Below are 2323 nucleotides of genomic sequence, written 5' to 3'. Positions count from 1 at the left end.
TGATTGAAATGGTGAACTTAATGATGGAAAAATTTGACAATTACCTTATAAAAAAGGTGCTTGATACCGTTTAGATATTCATATTGAAAATGCGGCAATTTGGATTGTAAATAATTTGCCTGGTATGAAAGAAATTTATAAATTTGTTAATGGGATAGTACATGTGTTTAGTAATGTGTCTGAATTGTTTAATAATATTGGTAATTTGTTTGCTTTTGATATTACATTTAAGATTATGTTAAGTTCTATTTTAGTTTTAGCAATGGTTAACGGACTTTTACGCTATTTTTAGGACTAAATAATATAATGTTGTTGGTAAAAAAAGTAAGTTGGTGTGGTGGTTTATCCACGCACCACCTTACTTAAAGGGGTAAAAGTCGCGGAGCGACTTAGGGGCGGAGTCCCTTTCCTTGATTAACTAGCACAACGGGAGAAAACAATTTTAAAGAAAAGTGTAATTTTAAAAATTGACAAAATAAAAATGATTAAATATAATATGTTTAAAAATATATTAATTATTTTAAGGATGGTAAAAAAATATGAAAAAAATTTTAGCATTTTTATTAAGTTCAGTTCTATTAACAACAAGTGCATCTAATTTAATATCTTGTTATAATTCTAATTTTAAGGAAAATAAAGTCGTTGAATTAATTGGTATTGCTAATAAGTATAATATTGTTGATAGTAAAGGTAGTTTTTTTGATAAAAAAAGTTTTGAAAATCAATTTAAACAAAATAAAATAATTGTTCCTATTTTTTTAGAACATAAATATGATTATGATAATTTTTTAGGTATTGCTAAATTAGAAAATTGTGAAGATGGTTTATGAGTTAAAATGAGATTATATACGAATACAATAAAAGGTAAAAATATTCTTTATGTTATTAAACAAATGCAAGAAGAAAATCGCCCAATGCAACTTAGTATTGGTGCAAAAATTGATGAAGATGATTTAGAAATTAAAAAAATACACGAAAAAGAAGCAGTTTATATAAAAAATGCTATTGTTAGTGAAGTATCGTTAGTTATTTTTGGCGCAAATCCTCAAAGTGAAATAAAAGAAATAAAAAATATTTAAAAAAAGTTATAATTTAATTAGAATAAAAAAACATTTATTCAAATGTTTAATGTATTCAAACCAATAAAGGTTTCCCTCTACGAAACTTTAAATATAAATAAATGTTTTTTTATTTTTGTTTTAGAAAGGAAAATAAAAAATGAATGTAAATATAAATCCTTATAATCGTTTGACTGGAGAAGTTCTATACAGACCTTATATTGATAATAGTAATTTTATTAATCAAAAATACTATGTTAAAAAAGTATATTATGGTCCATATATTAAAACAGTTGTTTTACCGTTAGAGTGTATTAATAAATTTGGTAAAGGCAATCCAACTGGGATTAAAAATACTGGGGAAAATGAAACTAAATTATTAAATAGTCGTATTCGTTCGCAAAGAAATTGTATTCAAAAAGCAATCCATAATTTTAATGGTTATCAAAATTTAGGTTTTACGACTTTAACTTATGCAGAAAATATGCAAGATGTAAAACAGGCTAATCATCAATTTAATTTATTTATTAAAAAAATAAAGTATCACTTTTCTAAATATAAAAAGAATAAATATGAAAATTTAAAATATTTAGTTGCTTATGAATATCAAAAACGCGGAGCAGTCCATTTTCATATCATATTTAGTGAATATATTCCTAATAAAATAATAAGAAAATATTGACTTTATGGGTTATGTATAATGTACGATGAAGCTCCAAAAAAGCAACTCTTGTTAAAGGGTTGTTTTTTTATTTAAAAAAACCCAAAATAACTAATTGATTCAAAACAAGGACAGCATCTTTATATATTTATAATTTTTAAAATAAGTAAAAAAGTTGTTTCCTTTCTGAAAAAAAACATATTAAATTAAGAAATTAGTAAATAATTCATATATCTACTTAGTAAAGGTGTTGACCTTGTTTTGTTTCAGTTAGTTATATTAATAAATCAATCGTTAAATATTAGATTGGAGAAACTAAAAATGGAAAAAATCAATATTATGATTAAATGCAGTAAATGCGGAATACCAAAGCGAGTTCATAAAGTTAAACATCGCGGAAAAACAGAATGATTTGAAGATATTTATTATTGTTAATATTAAATTTGATTTATAAAAATGAAAATTATTAAACAACAAAAAATATGTGATGTTATTAATTGTTATAAATTATCATCATTTATCACCGAAGAATTTGAAACAAATAAAATTTTATGAACTTGTGAAAATCACAAAGTTTTATTAAATCAAATTAAGTATATAAACA

3 protein-coding genes are annotated in these 2323 nt (G+C 23.1%); all 3 read left to right on the top strand.

Going from position 1 to position 2323, the window contains the following annotated elements; translation table 4 throughout:
• Positions 1-292 (top strand): spiroplasma phage ORF1-like family protein (locus C6B38_RS02260; RefSeq protein WP_146693264.1); only part of this gene is annotated, 292 nt, incomplete at its 5' end.
• Between the two features lie 247 nt (positions 293-539).
• Positions 540-1079 carry an HK97 family phage prohead protease gene (locus C6B38_RS02255; RefSeq protein ID WP_105298491.1) on the top strand — a complete coding sequence of 180 codons (540 nt, stop codon included), beginning with the start codon at positions 540-542 and terminating at the stop codon, positions 1077-1079.
• A 139-nt stretch (positions 1080-1218) separates the two neighbouring features.
• Entirely contained in the window at positions 1219-1815 is a 597-nt protein-coding gene (locus C6B38_RS02250) for a rolling circle replication-associated protein (protein WP_105298490.1), read from the top strand.
• Positions 1816-2323: the final 508 nt, after the last annotated feature.

This window comes from Spiroplasma sp. ChiS (assembly GCF_002968355.1).
Lineage (GTDB): Bacteria > Bacillota_I > Bacilli_A > Mycoplasmatales > Mycoplasmataceae > Spiroplasma > Spiroplasma citri.
Note: the sequence above shows the minus strand (reverse complement) of the source record. Positions and strands in the feature narration are given on the sequence as shown.